The sequence below is a fragment of the Polaromonas sp. P3_B4 genome, assembly GCF_056402835.1.
Genome location: NZ_JBFUGQ010000001.1, coordinates 2,909,566 through 2,923,543, shown reverse-complemented (window position 1 = coordinate 2,923,543; position 13,978 = coordinate 2,909,566). Strand labels below are relative to the sequence as shown.

Sequence of the window (13,978 nt, the reverse complement as noted above, 5' to 3'; positions counted from 1 at the left end):
GGGTGGACTGGTTGCAGTCCGCCCTTTTTTCTGGCCTTTCCAATTCGGAGCATCTCAGGAAGAAAGAGGTCGCCATGGACATGCGAGGGCTTTGCGCCGCGCTGGTCGTTCTTTTCGCACAACCTGCGGTTGCCCAGACCGCCAGGCCCGAGGCGGCCGAAAAAGTGAGTTGGCCCAGCATGGTGTGTGCGGGTACTCCCTTTGTCTGCAACAAGCTCCATGCGCAGGGCTACCTGTTCAGCCAGCCCGGGCAGACGAAGATTGTGCTGATCTCGCACGGATCGCAGGGTATCGACAGCCGCATGTTCGACTATGTGGACAGCCTTCAGAAGGAGGGTTTCGCAGCGCTGGTGATCGATCACTGGAAGCCTCGAGGCATCGACGTGACGCACAACGACTATCCGGCGGCATCGCGCAAAGGCGGTAACGAATTCAATATGGCCATTGACAGCCTCGCAGCTGCCGGCTGGTTGCGCGGCCGCGGTTTCGAGAAGGTCGGCAGCATCGGTGAGTCGCAGGGTGGCGGTGCCGCAGTCATGATGCAGCAGAAATTCGCCCACGCACTGATTGAGCGCAACATGCGGCGCTTGTACGCCGACGACTTCAACCTCAAACCCGTCGATGCGGTGGTGGGTTTGTATGGCTACTGCGGTTACCGCAATGCCCGGCGTGACGCCTACGTGAATTCCCCATTTCTTTTCATCACGGGTGAAGTGGACGACGAAACCCCGAGCCGGTACTGTGAACGCCACGTGGGCTGGATGAACGGGCGCGGCGGCAACGCGAAGATCGTGGTACTGGAAGGCGAGGGCCACAGTTTCGACGCGCCTTACAAACGGCAACGCAATGTCTTTGGGCCGCACTATGCCAAATGCGATGTTTTGGTCGACGAATCGGGCGTGACCGAACTTAACAGCGGCATCACCATGCCCGGCGACGACGTCAACGCCGTGATGGCCCGATGTGTCAGCAAGGTTTTCCACACGGGCTACTGGAAGAATCGCTTCGTCGCGGTGCCGCACTGGACGGCATTCTTCAGGCAGCACCTGTAGCAGGGCAAGACTTGTAGCACTTTGGCTATGGTGGCCATCAAAGACTCCAACTGCGGCAATCGGCTGCAACACTTAAAATCACCCATATGCTTCAGCAACGTACCCTTAAATCCCTGACCAAAGCCGTGGGCGTGGGCCTGCACAGTGGCCAGCGGGTGGAACTTACCTTGCGCCCCGCCGCGCCGGACACGGGCATCGTGTTTCGCCGTGTGGATTTGCCGCAGCCGGTGGACATCGCCATCTCCGCGCAGGCCGTGACGGACACACGGCTGGCTTCCACCATTTCCAGCGGCAACGCCAAGGTGCACACGGTAGAGCATTTGATGTCGGCTTGCGCGGGCCTGGGGATTGACAACCTGTATGTGGACATCACGGCGGAAGAGGTTCCCATTCTGGATGGTTCGGCTTCCTCTTTTGTATTTTTGCTGCAATCTGCCGGCATTGCGCTGCAGGCCGCGCCCAAGCGCTTTATCCGCGTGATCAAGCCTGTGGAAGTGCGCGAAGGCGAGGGCGCCACGGCCAAGTGGGCGCGTTTGAGTCCCTACGAAGGCTACAAACTCAGTTTTGAAATTGATTTCGACCACCCTGCGGTGGACTCCACCGGTCAGCGCGTGGAGTTCGACATGGGTTCGGGCGCCTACACACGCGACATCGCGCGGGCCCGTACCTTCGGTTTCACCAAGGATGTGGAAATGATGCGCGCCAATGGTCTGGCGCTGGGTGGCGGACTGGACAATGCCATCGTCATGGACGACTACAAGGTGCTCAACAGCGACGGGCTGCGTTACAACGACGAATTCGTGAAGCACAAGATCCTCGATGCCATGGGCGACCTCTATTTGCTGGGCAAACCGCTGCTGGCCGCCTACAGCGCATTTCGCTCCGGCCACGCAATGAACAACAAGCTGCTGCGCGAGCTGCTGTCGCACCAGGACGCCTACGAAGTCGTCACCTTCGAGGACGAGAAAAAAGCACCGCAGGGCTTCGCCACGCTGGCGCGTGCCTGGTAGGGCCGGCGGAACACGCCATGCTGCTGTTTCGCTGGCTCATCCTGCTGTTTTTGCTGGCCGCGGTGGTGTCGTTCATGTTTTACGCCGGTACTGGGCAGCCACGGTTCAAGCAGTTCGGGCTCACCATTCTCAAGTGGACGCTGATCGCCGCGTTTGGCTTTTTCGGCGTATTGGTACTTGAGCGTCTGGCATAGCGTCAGCCATCGTGACTGCGATGGCGGCCCAGCCGCTGCCTGTTGGCGATTGTCGGCTGGTCCGTTTTATGGTCCTTACCGCTATAGTTCGCTCATAACGATTTGCCCCTGCACCGGGCGGTAACGCTGAGGCGCCGTGTGCATGCGCCTGTGGTGTTCGATGACCTGCCCCCCGGCATAACTCCCGGAGATGACCCATGAGCTTCATCAAAGTCCTTATCGTGCTCGGCCTTGCTGGTTTTGGGTATCAATACTGGACCAAACACCGTGAGGGCCAGCCGGTGGTGGCCTCAACTGGCTCTGCGGGAAGCTCAGGTTCAAATGGATTTGTGGCGTTGCCCGGAACGAGCAGTACCGCTTCCAATGCGGTACAGGTTATTGCCGCCGAGGATTGCCCGGAAGAGGCGGCCCAGCGCGCAAATAGCCTGGCCGAGCAGCTTTCGGGCAAGGGGATTCCGGTTACCCGCACCCACAGTATCAGCTTCACCGTGACAAGTGGCGATGCCGCCGACGCCCAGCGCATCTCGTCCATCATGAGTGGCGAACTGCCCATAGTGCTGGTGCGCGGAAAAGCCAAGTCGAACCCTTCATTGGATGAGGTGGTCGCTGAATACCGCGGCCGCTAAGGCGCAGATCACCGCGATCTAACGGCTTCGTCCGTTCCTGTAGTTCCCCGTGGGTTTTGCGCCGGTTCCCGCCGCCGCAGCCAGCCTCTGCATCGCGGTACCGACATGGGCGTGGGTAATCGCCAGCCCCAGCGCATCGGCCGCGTCTTTGCGGGGCAGGGAGGGCAGCTTCAGCAGGCGCATCACCATCTCCTGCACCTCGGCCTTGCCCGCCTTGCCATAGCCCGCAACCGCCTTTTTGAGCTGTAGCGCCGTGTATTCGGCCACTGTCAGCTGGCGCGAGACCAGGGCCGTGATGCAGGCCCCGCGCGCCTGGCCCAGCAGCAGCGTCGCCTGCGGGTTGACGTTCACAAACACGATTTCGACAGAGGCCGCATCGGGCTGGTAGCGCTCCACCACTTCGCACACGCCCTCGAACAGCACCTTCAGCCGGCCCGGCAAATCGCTGCGTTCCATATGCGTGGTCTTGATGGTGCCGCTGGCCACATAACGCAGATGCTGGCCGTCCATGTCGATCACGCCAAAACCTGCGACCTGCAGGCCGGGGTCGATGCCGAGGATTCTCATATGCTATACATTTGATAGCTGCTCGCGCATGGTTTCATTGGGTTACAGGCCAAAATACCATCTAACTGAATGAAAAAATATGGGTGCGCCAAAGCACAGCGCATCCACGCGGTCCAGCAGGCCGCTGGCACCGGTGACGCCCACGCCGCGGTTCCCCCAGTTGGGAATACCGCGATCACGCTTGAGGGCTTTCATCACCAGGTGCCCGAGCGAGCCTGATACGCAGGCAATGAAGGCCATGGCCACCGCCTGCGCCGGCTTGAAGGGCGTGAGGCCCGCGAGCAGGCCGCCCAGCAGGCTGGCCCCAACGACGGCGATCAACCAGCTGGTCCAGTTAAAGCTCTTGCTGACATTGGGCGCGCTGCCCGGCCGTTGCAGTTTGCGGCCCACCAGGTGCTGGACGATCATGCAGCTTTGCACTACAAACACCAGGAAGAACACCAGAAAGGCGTTTTTGCCCTGGTAGTTGGGAAACTTCAGCAGCAGCAGGGCAGGCACATGGCTGATGCCGTAGACGCAGACCATGATGCCCCATTGCAGCTTGGCGTTGCGTTCGAGGAAACGGTGCGGGTCGTCGGCCAGCGCGCTGACCACCGGGATCGCCAGGAACACGTAGACCGGAATGAACACGGTCACCAGGTCAAAGTGCCGCGTGATGACCAGTGCAAACTGCACCGGCAGCACGACAAAAAAAGCCAGCACCAGACTGCGGTGGTCACCCTGCCGGGTGGGTGAAAGCGTGATGAACTCGCGCAGCGCAAAAAAGGCGACCATGCCGAACAGCACGGTCGCCACGGTTTCTCCCAGCGTCCAGCCGATCCAGAACACCGTGGACATGAACCACGAGGTGCGCAGCAGGCCGTTGAATTCTTTCAGCTTCTGGGTGTGCAGGTCGTCTTCATGGGTGTCCTTCAGCGACATCACGAAGGCGGCCACACTGATGAGTGTCAGGATGCCGAATACCAGCACGAACAGCAGGCCGACCTGGTGTGAGGGAGAAAGGTTGCGCAAAAAGGTGTTCATCAGGATTCCAGGCCTTGTGTCAGGTTTCCCTGAGATCCATGACGGCCTGGCGCGCACGCGTCAGGAATTCGCCCCGGTCTTCCCCGGCACCCAGCGCAATCGGCGCGCCGAAGGTGACCGAACAGAGAATGGGCACCGGCACGACTTCCCCCTTGGGCATGACGCGCTGCACATTGTTGATCCAGGCCGGCACCAGCACCACCTGCGGGAATTTGAGTGCCAGGTTGTACAGGCCCGCCTTGAATTTTTGCGGCTCTTCGTGGTTGCCGCGTGTGCCTTCCGGAAAGAGGATGATCGAGTCACCGCTGGTCAGGGCCTCGATCAGCGGCTCCAGCGGGTCCTGGTCGCCGGTCTTGGCACGGTCCACGTAAATCGCATTGAAGACCGCCGTGGTGATCCATTTCTTGAAAGGCGTTTTGGTCCAGTAGTCTTTCGCGGCGATCGGCCGCGTGATGCTGCGAAGCTCTTCCGGCAGCGCCGCCCACATCAGCACCAGGTCGGCATGGCTCTGGTGGTTGGCAAAATAAATACGCTGTTCCGCCTTGGGCGGGCAGCCTTGCCAGCGGGCCTGTGCACCGGTCAGCGTGCGGATCAGCCCCAGCAGGAAAAGCCCCATCAGCTTGGCCAGGATGGGAGAAAATTTGTCGTTCATGGGGTTCGGCCCTTTTTGCTGTTCAGCATTCAGGGCAGTTCCACACCGCCCATGCGGGCCGTGATGGTGCTGGCGCGCGAAGCCAGGTAGCCCGAGCCGGGCCGCGTTTCAAAGTATTTGGGGCGCGGCAGCATGACGGCCAGCCGCGCGGATTCATAGGCGCTCAGTTTTGACGCAGGCTTGCGATAGTAATGCTGCGCTGCGGCCTCGGCGCCAAAAATGCCTTCGCCCCACTCCACGCTGTTGAGGTAAATCTCCAGAATGCGCTCCTTGCCGAGCAGGGCTTCGAGCAGCAGCGTCAGCACCAGCTCCTGGCCTTTGCGGAGCAGCGTGCGCTCACCCGACAGGAAAAGATTTTTGGCGAGCTGCTGGGTAATGGTAGAGCCGCCAATGATTTTCACCGGTCTGGCGGGTGTCGCCGTTGCCTTGGCGGGAGCCAGGCGGCTGGCGGACTGTGCGGCGCGCAGCTCGGCCTTGGCGTTTTTGTCCCAGGCTTTCTCAAGTGCCTCCATGTCCACGCCGTCATGCTCGGCGAAGCTGGCGTCTTCCGATGCGATTACCGCACGCTTGAGGTTGTCCGGCAGGTCGTCGTAAGGCACCCATTGCTGCCGCCATTTGAGGGATCCGGTGTTGCGAACTACCAGGTAGGCTTCCGAGCGCTGAAAAGCGGTGGATTCCGGGTCCACCACGGCCATCATGGCAATGCGCGCCACAAAAAACAGTTGCAGCGCCAGACCTGCCAGCAGCCCGAGGCCGATGAGTCTGAAGAGCGCTTTCATGGCGTGCGTGCCTTCATGCCAGCTGCGCCCGCATTTCCCGCAATACCTGGGCAGAGGGCGGACGAACCCCGCGCCACAGCGCGAAGGCCTCGGCGGCTTGCTCCACCAGCATGCCCAGCCCGTCGCGCGGCGTCGCGCCGTTTTCCCGGGCCCAGGCCATGAAGCCCGCAGCTGGGGGGCCGTACATCATGTCGCAGGCCAGCGCGCCGGGCTTGAGTACGCTCGCCGGAACCGGCACACCCGCGCCCGCCAGGCTGCTTGCGCTGGCATTGACAATTACATCGAAATAGCCCTGCAACCCTTGTAAGTCGTGCGCGAGCAGCTCCGTTTTTTGTAGCAAACCTTGCATGGACGAGTGTGTCCGGTGCCGTGCCACCAGCACGTCGGCTTTCGCCCGCGTGCGGTTGACCAGCACCAGACGGCGTGGCCCGGCCCCCAGCAGGGCGGCCAGCGCGCCGGCACCGGCACCCCCCGCTCCGATCAGCAGCACGTCGCGCCCGGCCAGCGAAACACCGGCGTTGTTCTGGATGTCGTTCACCAGGCCTACGCCGTCGGTGTTGTCGGCGTGGATGGCGCCGCCTTGCAGCACCAACGTGTTGGCGGCCTGGGCCAATTGCGCCCTGTCGGTCCGTGTGCTTGCGGCTTCAAAAGCTTGCAGCTTGAAAGGCACGGTGACGTTGCAGCCTTTTACGCCGCCCCGTACCAGTTCAGCCAGTGTGGCGCCGAACGCCTCCAGCGGCACCAGCAGGCGTTCGTACTGCAGGGATTGCCCCGTGAGCTCGGCAAATCGTGCGTGAATCAACGGAGACTTGCTGTGCGCGATCGGGTTGCCCAGGACGTAGTATTTATCCATGGCGGGGCCGGGTGTTCATGTGCGTGGGGCTGAAAGCAGCAGTCGGGGCTAGCGGCTGGTGAGTTTGGTTTCAAGCGTGTCATCGCGCGTGAACTTGAAGCGCGACACCACCACGATCTGGTCCGCCTTGCTGCGCATCGCATCGCTGAACTTGCCGAAAGGCCCGGTGCCGCGCACGATGCTTTGCGCACGCCGGTCCAGCGTCAGGTTGCCCGAGGTCTGCACGACTTCCGTGTCGATCACGCTGCCGTCAAAATTCACCGTCACAATCATCGTGAGTTCACCGTACAGTTTTTTGCCGGCCAGCTCGGGGAAGTTCACCGTCCCCTTGTCTTCAATCTTGCGGCGCAGTTCGTCGTAATAAACGGCGTAGACCTCTTCACGTGTGGCCGGGCTGATGTAGCGCTTTTTCGGCCGTGCGTTTTCTTCGTTGATGCGCCGCTCGATTTCCGCCAGGATCTTGACGAGCTGCTTGCGTTTTTCCTCGCGCTCGGCCTGCGCCGGGTTGTTGGCGGGCTGTGTTGGGTCGGGCGGTGGCATGGAGGCCAGCTGCTTTTTGATTTGCGCGAGCAACTGGGTTTGCTGCTCCTGCAGAGAATCGACCTTGCGCTGGGCGTCTTCGGTGGCGTCGCCCAGCTCCATCAGGGCCGAAGGCGGCAAGGGGGAGGTGGCGCGGCCTTTTTCCATCTCGCCACCACCGGCCAGCGAGGCCTGCGCGATGGCTTTGGCAAAGTCAGGCTTTTCGTTGGACTTGGCGTTGACCAGGATTACTTCCAGCGGCGTGTCCTGAAAGACGCGGTTGAAGCGGTCCGGATCAACAAAACGCGCCGTCAGCAACACCGCATGAAAGGCGATGGAGGCGCCCAGGGCGATTTGCAGTGTGCTTGGTGACTTCACAGGAAGAGATTATCGGTGTTTATGAGCGTATTGCGGTGTTAACCGGCGACCGGAGCCGCCACAGCGGCATCGGTTTGTGGCTCATTGACATCGACTGCAATCGAGATCGGGCCGGCGGCCATCTCGGACTCACCATCCTCCTCGCCCAGCGGATCAGGAGACTCATCCATCTCCACGTCCAGCCGCTCGACCACTGTGCCGGAAATATCCAGTGTGATCTCGTCGATCTCGCCCAGCTTTATACGCACTTTCGCGCCACGCGGCAGGCCCTGCGCACCGGCGGCCGGCAGCACCAGCGGCAACTCGTCGGCGCGCACCAGGTTGTCCTTGAAGGCGGTGGCGGTCAGCTCGGTGAGGCTGTTCTGCTGCAGGTATTTGAGTGTCCAGTAGCGCTCGATGCCGGCCTGGAAACCGTTGTAGGCGCTGTAGGCGGCATCAAAGCCCGAGATGATGGAAAACAGCTCGGCGTCCTTGGGCTTGAACGGCGCAGCCAGTGCCGCCGTGCGGCCATGGCGTGCGCAGGCAATGATTTGCCACTGGTTGACCAGGTCGGTGTAGCGGCGCAGTGGCGAAGTGCTCCAGGCATAGCTTTTGACGCCGATGCCCGCATGCGGCAGGGCCTTGGTGCCCATGCGCACTTTCACGCCGGGCAAGAGGCTGGCCTGGCTGCGGTAAATGCCAGGCACGCCGTGCGCGGCCAGCCACTCGCCCCAGGTGCTGTTCGCCAGGATCATGGCCTCGGCCACGATCAAATCCAGCGGTGCGCCGCGCTGGCGCGTACTGATGCTGACCGTCTCGTTGCCCTGGGGCTCGGCGCCTGTGGGGTTGTCCAGCCTGAAGTTGTAGTCTGGCCGGTTGAAGTTTTCTGGCTTGCCGCGCACGATTTCGCGCTGCGCCTTCAGATGTTTGGCCAACCGGTGCAGAAAGGTCAGCTCCACACCCCATTGCACGCCGGTAGGCGGATTGCTTTGCGCGGTTTCAAAAAAAGCCTCGGTGAAGGTGCTGTCCAGCACGTCGTGGCGCAGGTTGCTGACGATGGGCACCAGCTCCAGTCGGGTGGCGCTTTCCTTGATTTCGAGTGTGGCCTCATCCAGCGTGAGGTACAGCGACAGCGCAGGGCAGTTGCGGCCTTCCTGCAGCGTGTAGCTTTTGACGATTTCATCCGGCAGCATGGTCAGCTTGTAGCCGGGCATGTACACGGTGGAAAGCCGCGCGCGGCCCACGGTGTCGATCGGGCTGCCGGGCAATACGGCCAGGCCTGGCGCGGCGATGTGGATGCCAAGCGTGACAGTGCCGCTGCCCAGGCCCTGCACGGACAGCGCATCGTCGATCTCGGTGGTGGCTGAGTCGTCGATGGAGAAAGCCTTCACATCGGCCAGCGGCAGCTCGTCCTTGACTTCAGGCGCTTGCAGCGCCGGAAAGCCCGTGCCCTTGGGGAAGTTCTCAAACAAAAAGCGCTTCCAGTGAAACTGGTAAGGCGAAGCGATGGCGCCGGCCTTTTGCAGCAAATCGAGCGGCGCGGTGTGCGTGGCGCGCGAGGCTTCGACGACTGCCTTGTATTCGGCACTGTTCTTGTCGGGCTTGAAGAGGATTTTGTAAAGCTGATCGCGCACCGGCGCCGGGCATTCGCCGCGGCCCAGTTCTTCGGCCCAGGCGGTGATTTGCGCTGCGACCTGCTTTTTCTTTTCGATGGCGGCCAACGCCTGCTGCAGGATTTCCGCCGGTGCCTTCTTGAAGCGGCCCTTGCCGGCACGGCGAAAGTAGTGCGGCGCGTCATACAGGCGAAAGAGCGCGGCGGCCTGTTGCTCCAGCGAGGCGGCTTTGCCGTCGGCGCTGAAGTAATCGCGCGCCAGGTCGGCAAAGCCGAATTCGTCTTCGCTGGCGAATTCCCAGGCCAGATCCAGCTCAATATCGTGGCTCAGCTTTTGGCCGGCGGCCACCATCTCGGCAGGGGATGGCTTTTCAAACTTCAGCAGGGCATTAACGCCCTTGACCTTCACACGCTTGCCCGAGTCGAGCTCAACCTGCAGCGACGCATCGCTCTCGGACAAAATGCGGCCGGCCAGGAACTTGCCGGCTTCTTCAAACAATACAAACAAAACGGGATCCCTTTGGTGTCTTTGATGACTTGAGACTAGTGTAATCAGGGCTGCTTCAGAGAGATTTCAGGCCAATGCCAGGAAGTCGAGGATGGTCGGCAGATGCCGGTCAAAGTCGCTCAGTGCATGGTCACCGCCTTCCAGCAGCCGGATGTGAGCGCCCGCATAACGGGCCGTCATTTCACGCCAGTCCAGCACTTCATCCCCCTTGGCAATGATGGCGAGGTAGTTTTGCGGCGCTTTCAGCGGCCCGGCCTGCTGCGCTTTCAGCTCATCCACAAAGCGGGGCTCGAAGAAAAAGTGCTCTTGCGGGTTGTGCCAGGCCGTTTGCTCGCCGATGTAGCGGGCGAGGTCGCGCGCCGGCTCCACGGCCGGGTTGAGCAGCACGGCCTTGCACCCAGCCTGTTCGGCCACCGCAGTGGCGTAAAAGCCGCCCAGCGAAGAGCCGATCACGCCCATGCTTTGGTAGCCCGACTTGCCGGGCCAACCGGCAATTTCGTCCTTCACCATCTGCAGCGCGGCGTGCGGTGAAGGCGGCAGCTGCGGGCACCACCAGTGAACGGCGGGATGGCGCTGCTGCACAGCAGCGGCCATTTTCCGGGCCTTCACGGATTGCGGGGACGAGCGAAATCCGTGGAGATAGAGCAGGTGGGTGGTGCGCATGCCGCATGTTAGACGGGCCGGCCACCCCCAGGTTTTGCCGGAGCCGATTTCCCGGGTTTCGCGGTGTTTGATGCCGGTTTTAAGTGAAACAGGGTTTTTGGTCAATCAGGCCGGGCGCAAGCAGCTATGTAATTGATAGCAATGCCCGCTTTCGCGGGATGCCCGGCCACGCGTTTTCGGCTTCAAGGCTGACGGATAATCCGCGCATGGCCGCCGTTTTCGACAAACCCTCCCTTTATCAGCGAACCTTGCCTTTGCTCCAGGGCTTTGACGGCCTGCTGGCGTTTGCGGTGTTTTTGCTGGCCTGTGCAGGCCTCCTGATCATGTATTCGTCAGGGTATGACCACGGCACCCGGTTTGTTGACCATGGCCGCAACATGCTGATTGCCGGCGCCATCATGTTTGTGGTGGCCCAGGTTCCACCCCAGCGCCTGATGGCGTTTGCCGTGCCGCTGTACATCGCCGGCGTGGCCTTGCTGGTGGCGGTGGCGATTTTCGGCGTCACCAAAAAGGGCGCGCGGCGCTGGCTCAATGTGGGCGTGGTGATCCAGCCCAGCGAAATCCTGAAAATTGCCATGCCGCTGATGCTGGCCTGGTGGTTCCAGAAGCGCGAAGGCCAGTTGCGCCCGCTGGACTTCCTGGCCGCCGGGCTGTTGCTGGTCGTTCCGGTCGGGCTCATCATGAAGCAGCCTGATCTGGGAACCTCCCTGCTGGTGCTGGCCGCGGGGCTCGCGGTGATCTTTTTTGCCGGGCTGAGCTGGAAGCTGATCCTGCCGCCGGTGCTGCTGGGCCTCATTGGCGTGTTCCTCGTGGTGTGGTTCGAGCCGCAAATCTGCGCCGACGGCGTGCGCTGGCCCATCCTGCACGACTACCAGCAGCAGCGCATCTGCACGCTGCTCGACCCGTCGCGCGATCCGCTGGGCAAGGGCTTTCACATCATCCAGGGCATGATCGCCATCGGCTCGGGCGGCATCACCGGCAAGGGCTTTATGGCCGGAACGCAGACACACCTGGAGTTCATTCCCGAGCGCACCACCGACTTCATCTTCGCGGCGTACTCCGAAGAGTTCGGTCTGTTGGGCAATCTGTTGTTGATTGCTGCATTCATCTTCCTGATTTTGCGCGGACTGGCCATTGCGCTGGAGGCATCGACCCTGTTTTCGCGCCTGCTGGCCGGTGCGCTGACCATGATCTTTTTCACCTATGCTTTCGTCAATATGGGCATGGTCAGCGGCATCCTGCCCGTGGTGGGCGTGCCGCTGCCTTTCATCAGCTATGGCGGCACGGCCATGGTGACGCTGGGACTGGCCATCGGCATGCTGATGTCGATCGCCAAGGCCAAGCGCTTGGTGCAGAGCTAACAAGGAGGTTCATATGGGGTTTTTTGACTGGTTTGATACACGGGCCGCAAGTCAGTGCGGCATTTCGCTGGCGGAACTCGTGATCCGCGAGCTGCCGGCCAAAGAGTCGGTGAAAGAAAAGAAATTTGCGGAAAAAGCAGAAAAAACGCTGATAAAGATGTCGCATGAACTCGCTGCCTTTAAACGGGCCAACAAACTCAATACCTACCAAAAAGCCAAGCTGGGTAATGCCTTTTTGTGGACATTGAAAGACCGCGGCGTTAATGATGCCTATGCCGACGATTTGACGCGGTGGCTTTCCTTGCAGCTGTAGTTTTTCGGTTTTTGGGGCAGTATGTTCGGACTTTTGAAAAAAATCCTGCCGACCTCGTCGAGCGCGGTAGCCAGCGTTGGTGCGCCTGACAAGGATCGTTGCGCTGAACTCAAAAAGAATGGCAATGCCTTGTTGGCAGAAGGCAAGCTTTATGAGGCGGCTTTGTGCTACGGCGAGGCAACGAAGGCCGATCCGGAAGATGTCTTCGCATTGATCAATCTCGGATATGTATTAAGTGAGCAGGGTCACCTTCTGGAAGCCAAGGCGGCACTTGAACAGGCCGTAAGTCTGGATCCCACACAGCATGACGCGCATTTCATGTTGGGAACGCTCGCACAGCGGGAGGCAAACGTATCTCAGGCCATTCACCGATTCAAGAAGGTTGTGCTGCTTGCGCCAGAGTTTGAACCGGCCTATCGTGAATTGGGCTATGAACTCTTTCAACATGAGCAGATGACAGAGGCGGAAGAGATCATGCAGGAAGGCATTCGCCGATTTCCCGAATCAGTCGGGCTTCTCTGCAATCTGGGAAACCTGTACAGCGCCCAGAATTTGCCGCTCAAGGCGATAGCGCCCTACGAAAAAGCCCTTGCGCTGGAGCCGGAGAACGCCCAATTCATGAGCAACCTGGGGGCCGCGTACGAGGCCGCGGGAGATTTCGCACGGGCGATTCCGTTGATGCGGCGGGCACTGGATCTCAATCCAGGGGACGCAAATACGCTGGTTCACCTCGGTATTTCTTTGGGTGAACAGGGCTTCCATGATGACTCCATCAAATGCTACCGGACAGCCCTTGAGCTGGACTCCGGGCATTTTGCTGCCCATTTCAATCTCGGTTTTGGCGCCCTGCTGCATGGCGACTATGCAACGGGCTGGACGGAATACGAGTGGCGGCTCAGGAGCGCGAAAGAAAAAGATGTGAAAGAGCGCAAGGTCTTTGCCAAGCCTCTTTGGCTCGGTGGAGAGGTCATCGCCGGTCAAACGATCCTGCTCTCGTGTGAACAGGGGTTTGGGGACACCATCCAGTTTTGCAGATACGCCACGGAAGTGGCCGCGCTGGGCGCGCACGTGGTGCTTCAGGTGCAGGCGGGACTTAAAGAGCTGATGGGTACTCTTCCAGGGGTGACCCGCGTTCTGGAGGAGCATGAGCCCTTGCCGCCGTTTGATTGCTATTGCCCCTTGATGAGCCTTCCATTGGCCCTGGGGCATCATCGGACCGGGTTTGTGCCGGCGAGCTTGTCTTATTTGAAAGCCGATCCCGATAAAAAGGCGGCCTGGCAACAGCGGCTTGCTGCCATGGCTGGATCGGCTACCCCTCGGGTGGGCATTGTCTGGTCCGGCAACGCCAAACAGAAGCGCGACCGGCTACGCTCTCTGCGACTTGCGGAATTTCTGCAAGCCCTGCCCGACGGAATGCCGGCGATATGCCTTCAACCCGTGCTTCGTGAAGTGGACATTCCTGTCATGAAGACGCAACCTCACATCCTCCGTCCGGGCGAGGCGCTGAAGACTTTCGCCGATACGGCGGCGGTGATCGACTCACTTGATCTGGTCGTCACGTCGGATACCAGCGTGGCACACCTTGCGGGTGCTATGGGTAAACCGGTATGGATTCTGGTTCCCTACATCCCCGACTGGCGTTGGCTGCTGGAGAGAAGCGATAGCCCCTGGTATCCGAGTGCAAGGTTATTTCGCCAGGCCACGGCTGGGGACTGGCGTCAACCCCTGGAGCAGGTGCGCGAAGCGCTGTCAATGCGTTACCAGCCGCTAATTGCCTGAGCTCACTGAGGGCCCGCGCAAGGCATCATGACCGCGACTTGCCTTGCGACGGCCGGAACTCGGCGGGCAAAGCCCTGGGCCTCGTACCGGCCTGTGCACGGGCCCTGACG

Annotated in this window: 15 protein-coding genes; 7 read left to right on the top strand and 8 right to left on the bottom strand. The window is 60.9% G+C overall.

All coding sequences use genetic code 11. The features are described 5' to 3' along the window. Nucleotides 1-74 precede the first annotated feature (74 nt). The 4 genes from AC1DVV_RS13925 to AC1DVV_RS13910 all read left to right on the top strand — a co-directional run bounded on the left by AC1DVV_RS13925 (nt 75) and on the right by AC1DVV_RS13910 (nt 2,882). Entirely contained in the window at nt 75-1,052 is a 978-nt protein-coding gene (locus AC1DVV_RS13925) for a dienelactone hydrolase family protein (RefSeq protein WP_477666626.1), read from the top strand. Between the two features lie 86 nt (nt 1,053-1,138). Then, nucleotides 1,139-2,062, top strand: a complete 924-nt coding sequence (gene lpxC, locus AC1DVV_RS13920; RefSeq protein ID WP_457281093.1) for a UDP-3-O-acyl-N-acetylglucosamine deacetylase — start codon at nt 1,139-1,141, stop codon at nt 2,060-2,062. A gap of 17 nt (nt 2,063-2,079) precedes the next feature. After that, entirely contained in the window at nt 2,080-2,256 is a 177-nt protein-coding gene (locus tag AC1DVV_RS13915) for a hypothetical protein (protein WP_457281092.1), read from the top strand. Nucleotides 2,257-2,453: 197 nt separating this feature from the next. Continuing rightward, complete coding sequence (locus AC1DVV_RS13910) at nt 2,454-2,882, top strand: hypothetical protein (RefSeq protein ID WP_477666627.1); 429 nt, start codon at nt 2,454-2,456, stop codon at nt 2,880-2,882. An 18-nt stretch (nt 2,883-2,900) separates the two neighbouring features. Here the strand turns inward: AC1DVV_RS13910 and ruvC are convergent, their stop codons facing one another. The 8 genes from ruvC to AC1DVV_RS13870 form a co-directional block, all read right to left on the bottom strand. Next, on the bottom strand, nt 2,901-3,449 hold the full coding sequence (gene ruvC / locus AC1DVV_RS13905; RefSeq protein ID WP_477702016.1) for a crossover junction endodeoxyribonuclease RuvC: 549 nt from the start codon (nt 3,447-3,449) through the stop codon (nt 2,901-2,903). Between the two features lie 42 nt (nt 3,450-3,491). Continuing rightward, nucleotides 3,492-4,472, bottom strand: coding sequence for a phosphatidate cytidylyltransferase (locus AC1DVV_RS13900; protein ID WP_457281089.1), 981 nt, complete (start codon nt 4,470-4,472; stop codon nt 3,492-3,494). Between the two features lie 19 nt (nt 4,473-4,491). Beyond that, on the bottom strand, nt 4,492-5,124 hold the full coding sequence (locus AC1DVV_RS13895; protein WP_457281088.1) for a lysophospholipid acyltransferase family protein: 633 nt from the start codon (nt 5,122-5,124) through the stop codon (nt 4,492-4,494). A gap of 29 nt (nt 5,125-5,153) precedes the next feature. After that, the gene (locus AC1DVV_RS13890; protein WP_457281087.1) at nt 5,154-5,903 is read right to left on the bottom strand and encodes a transglycosylase domain-containing protein; all 750 of its coding nucleotides are present in this window, start codon (nt 5,901-5,903) and stop codon (nt 5,154-5,156) included. A 13-nt stretch (nt 5,904-5,916) separates the two neighbouring features. Beyond that, nucleotides 5,917-6,756 (bottom strand): shikimate dehydrogenase, encoded by an 840-nt coding sequence (gene aroE, locus AC1DVV_RS13885; protein WP_477666629.1) that lies wholly within the window; start codon nt 6,754-6,756, stop codon nt 5,917-5,919. Between the two features lie 48 nt (nt 6,757-6,804). Continuing rightward, nucleotides 6,805-7,653, bottom strand: a complete 849-nt coding sequence (locus AC1DVV_RS13880; RefSeq protein WP_457281085.1) for an energy transducer TonB — start codon at nt 7,651-7,653, stop codon at nt 6,805-6,807. A gap of 38 nt (nt 7,654-7,691) precedes the next feature. Continuing rightward, nucleotides 7,692-9,752 carry a ribonuclease catalytic domain-containing protein gene (locus tag AC1DVV_RS13875; protein WP_457281084.1) on the bottom strand — a complete coding sequence of 687 codons (2,061 nt, stop codon included), beginning with the start codon at nt 9,750-9,752 and terminating at the stop codon, nt 7,692-7,694. A gap of 66 nt (nt 9,753-9,818) precedes the next feature. Continuing rightward, the gene (locus AC1DVV_RS13870; RefSeq protein WP_477690279.1) at nt 9,819-10,415 is read right to left on the bottom strand and encodes a YqiA/YcfP family alpha/beta fold hydrolase; all 597 of its coding nucleotides are present in this window, start codon (nt 10,413-10,415) and stop codon (nt 9,819-9,821) included. A gap of 206 nt (nt 10,416-10,621) precedes the next feature. Here AC1DVV_RS13870 and rodA point away from each other — a divergent pair, with 206 nt between their 5' ends. From rodA to AC1DVV_RS13855, 3 genes are read left to right on the top strand one after another with little or no spacing between them, the layout of a single operon-like run. Further along, nucleotides 10,622-11,776 (top strand): rod shape-determining protein RodA, encoded by a 1,155-nt coding sequence (rodA, locus tag AC1DVV_RS13865; RefSeq protein WP_457281082.1) that lies wholly within the window; start codon nt 10,622-10,624, stop codon nt 11,774-11,776. 13 nt (nt 11,777-11,789) lie between these two features. Continuing rightward, nucleotides 11,790-12,089, top strand: a complete 300-nt coding sequence (locus tag AC1DVV_RS13860) for a hypothetical protein (protein ID WP_457281081.1) — start codon at nt 11,790-11,792, stop codon at nt 12,087-12,089. 33 nt (nt 12,090-12,122) lie between these two features. Continuing rightward, a complete protein-coding gene (locus AC1DVV_RS13855; RefSeq protein WP_477702014.1) occupies nt 12,123-13,868 on the top strand; it encodes a tetratricopeptide repeat protein in 1,746 nt (581 codons plus the stop codon). Nucleotides 13,869-13,978: the final 110 nt, after the last annotated feature.